Here is a 3,229-nt window from a genome sequence, read left to right as displayed (position 1 = left end):
CCGTGCTGCAAACGATGGGCGGCGCCCTGATCGTCTCGGGCGTGCTGATCGTCGCCTCCCACGTGCGCAGGCAGGACGCGAAGTGAGTTCGCTTCGACCCGGTCAGATCGGCTTGAAGCCGAGCGCCCCGCGCAACCGGTTCAGAATGAAAATTCCGTCGCGGTGCGAGAGCACCCGCTCCAGGTTGGCGGGGTCGATCTTGACGCTGGCGAAGCGCGGACCGGCGGAGACATCCTGCAGCCTGATGGCGAGAGCTTCGATCTCGGCCATGGTGTCGAGCCCGCGGCTGTCGGCGATGCCGCAGGCGCGGGCGACGCCGACGAGATCCGTGGTCGCGGACGTATGGCTCACCTGCCCGCCGGTCTCGCCATAGGCTTCGTTGTCGAGCACGACGATCGAGAGATTGCCCGGCTTCTGCAGCGCGACGGTGGCGAGGCTTCCCATCCCCATCAGCATCTCGCCGTCGCCGGTGATCACGACCACCGGCGTGTCCGGCTGCGCCAGCGCCATGCCCAGTCCCATCATGACGGCGCCGCCCATCGCGCCCCAGAGATAGAGGTTGCGGTCATGGTCGCCGGCGGCGGCGATGTCATAGGTCGAGGCGCCGAGGCCGCCGATCGCGATCGCATCCTTGCGGTCCCTGAGCAGCGCGGCCGTAACCTCGCGGCGGTCGAGAAGATTGGTCCTGCTCATTTCACGAACACCTTTGCGCCGATCAGCCGCTGCGACAACAGCACCGCGGTCGGCGTCAGCGCGTTGTAGGCCTGGCCTGCCGCAGCCTCGACCACCTCGCTCACTTCGACGGGGTGGGAGGCGCGCAGCACCTTGATGCCCGACAATTCGAAGATGGCCTGCGTGCTCGATCCCATCGGCACCTGCCATGGATTGAACTCGCCCCATTCGCCGCGCATCGTCACCAGCGTCAGGAACGGAAAGCGGAAGATCTGGGTCAGCGACAGCATGTTGATGCAGTTGCCGACGCCGCTGGATTGCATCAGGAGCGCGCCGCGCTGGCCGCCGGCCCAGGCGCCGACCAGCAGCGCCACCCCTTCCTCTTCCGTCGTCAGCGGAATGCCCCGCATGGTCGAGGACGCCAGCACCCGCTTGATGAGATCGGAATGGCCGGCATCCGGCACATAGGGGACCTGGCGGACGTCGAAGCGTTGCAGGATCGAAAAGATCTCTCCCGTCCAGGATGGCGCGGCTTCTGCGGGGGCTTCGGTGCGGGCGTGCATTTGCGGTTCCGGTCGGCTAATCAGGGGGCGGAATGTAGAGACTTGCGCTGCGAACGAAAGCGCAAAATCGGCATATCGCCATGATCCCGGGAGGACGGCATGAACGCGCAGATGCGGGCGCTGGCGGCTGGTTTCGACCTGGAGAAGCTGACGGCGGAGTTCTACGTCAACCCGTACCCGACCTATCGCGCATTGCGGGAGCACGAGCCCGTCAGGCAGATGCCGAACGGCTCCTATTTCCTGACCCGCTATGACGACCTGGTTACCGCCTACAAGAACACCAGGGCATTCTCTTCCGACAAGAAGAAGGAGTTTGCGCCGAAATACGGTACCTCCCTGCTCTACGAGCACCACACCACGAGCCTCGTCTTCAACGATCCGCCGGCGCATACCCGCGTGCGGCGCCTGATCATGGGCGCGCTGTCGCCGCGCGCGATCGCCGGCATGGAGCCCGACCTGGTGCGGCTGGTGGACGGACTGCTCGATGCCATCGCGGCCAAGGGCACCTTCGAGCTGATCGCCGATTTCGCCGCAGCGATTCCTGTCGAGGTGATCGGCAACCTGCTCGACGTGCCGCACGAGGAGCGCGAACCCTTACGCGACTGGTCGCTCGCCATTCTCGGCGCGCTCGAGCCGGTGATCAGCCCAGCGGCCTTCGCCCGCGGCAACGACGCGGTGCGGGACTTCCTCGCCTATCTGGAAATCCTGGTCGAGCGCCGCCGCGCCAAGCCAGGCAATCCCGAGCGCGACGTGTTGACGCGCCTGATCCAGGGCGAGCCCAATGACGAACGACTGAGCGAGAAGGAGTTGCTGCACAATTGCATCTTCCTGCTCAATGCCGGCCACGAAACCACGACCAACCTGATCGGCAACGGCCTCGTCGCGCTCGCCGAGCATCCACCCGAGAAGCGCCGGCTGATCGAGAGTCCCGACCTGATCCGCCCCGCGGTGGAAGAAATCCTGCGCTACGAAAGCTCGAACCAGCTCGGCAACCGCATGACCACCGAGCGCGTCGAACTCGGCGGCATCACGTTGGAAGCCGGCACGCCGGTGACGCTGTGCATCGGTGCCGCCAACCGCGATCCCAGCCAGTTCGAGGACCCCGAGCGGTTCGATGTCGGCCGCACGGTGAACCGCCATCTGGCGTTTGCAACGGGCGCGCATCAATGCGCCGGGATGGCGCTGGCGCGGCTGGAAGGCGCGATCGCAATCGCGCGTTTTCTCGCGCGGTTTCCCAATTACGCAATCAATGGCGAGCCGATACGCAGCGGCCGCGTCCGCTTTCGCGGATTTCTGAGCGTGCCGTGCCTCACGAAGGCGTAGGGTGGGCAAAGCGGCCACATACACCGAAGCCCGCCAGATCAAACCGCCGTCCGGTGCCGCTCGATGCAGGTTTTCAACACCTCGTCCATCGGCCTTTCCCACCAGTCGTTGGAGAAAATCTCGATCTCGGAATAGCCGCCGAAACCTTGCGCCTCGACGGCGGCGCGGATCGATTTGATGTCGATCACGCCGTCGCCCATCATGCCGCGGTCGTTGAGGATATCCCGGGTCGGCACCAGCCAGTCGCAGACGTGGAAGGCCAGCAGGCGGTCCTTCCCCGCACGCGCGATCTCCGTCATCAATTCGGGATCCCACCAGATGTGATAGACGTCGAGCGCGACGCCGAGCGCGCCGGTGCGCTCCGGATCGAGCCGGTCGCAGATGTCGAGCGCCTGCTTCGTCGTATTCACGCAGGCACGGTCGGCGGCATAGGCCGGATGCAGCGGTTCGATCGCAAGCGGCATGCCGGCCTGCCGCGCATAGTCGAGCATCTCGCCGATGGCCTGCTCGACCTGCGCGCGTGCCGCGCCGATGTCCCGCGACGGCGCGCTGCCCGGCCGCGAAAATTGCGGCAGGCCGCCGACCACGAGCACGACGCAGGGCGCACCCAGCGCCTTCGCCTCGTCGACGGCGCGGCGGTTGTCATCGCGAACCTCGGTGCAGCGCCCCGC

The 3,229-nt window shown here is 66.2% G+C and carries 4 protein-coding genes; 1 reads left to right on the top strand and 3 read right to left on the bottom strand.

Annotated features, from left to right (window positions below; genetic code table 11):
* Nucleotides 1-102: 102 nt before the first annotated feature.
* Both JOY90_RS24695 and JOY90_RS24690 read right to left on the bottom strand, forming a co-directional pair.
* Complete coding sequence (locus JOY90_RS24695) at nucleotides 103-693, bottom strand: thiamine pyrophosphate-dependent enzyme (RefSeq protein ID WP_291693726.1); 591 nt, start codon at nucleotides 691-693, stop codon at nucleotides 103-105.
* On the bottom strand, nucleotides 690-1,235 hold the full coding sequence (locus tag JOY90_RS24690; RefSeq protein ID WP_291693725.1) for a phosphonopyruvate decarboxylase: 546 nt from the start codon (nucleotides 1,233-1,235) through the stop codon (nucleotides 690-692). The genes JOY90_RS24695 and JOY90_RS24690 overlap by 4 nt, the downstream gene beginning before the upstream one ends.
* A 99-nt stretch (nucleotides 1,236-1,334) precedes the next feature.
* Here JOY90_RS24690 and JOY90_RS24685 point away from each other — a divergent pair, with 99 nt between their 5' ends.
* Nucleotides 1,335-2,558 carry a cytochrome P450 gene (locus JOY90_RS24685; RefSeq protein ID WP_291693724.1) on the top strand — a complete coding sequence of 408 codons (1,224 nt, stop codon included), beginning with the start codon at nucleotides 1,335-1,337 and terminating at the stop codon, nucleotides 2,556-2,558.
* Nucleotides 2,559-2,596: 38 nt separating this feature from the next.
* Here the strand turns inward: JOY90_RS24685 and JOY90_RS24680 are convergent.
* Nucleotides 2,597-3,229: sugar phosphate isomerase/epimerase (locus JOY90_RS24680; protein WP_291693723.1), on the bottom strand; the 633-nt coding region annotated here is incomplete at its 5' end.

The organism is Bradyrhizobium sp., from assembly GCF_019242285.1.
GTDB lineage: Bacteria > Pseudomonadota > Alphaproteobacteria > Rhizobiales > Xanthobacteraceae > Bradyrhizobium.
The sequence above is the reverse complement of the archived record's forward strand: the minus strand, read 5'-3'. Positions and strand labels throughout refer to the sequence as shown.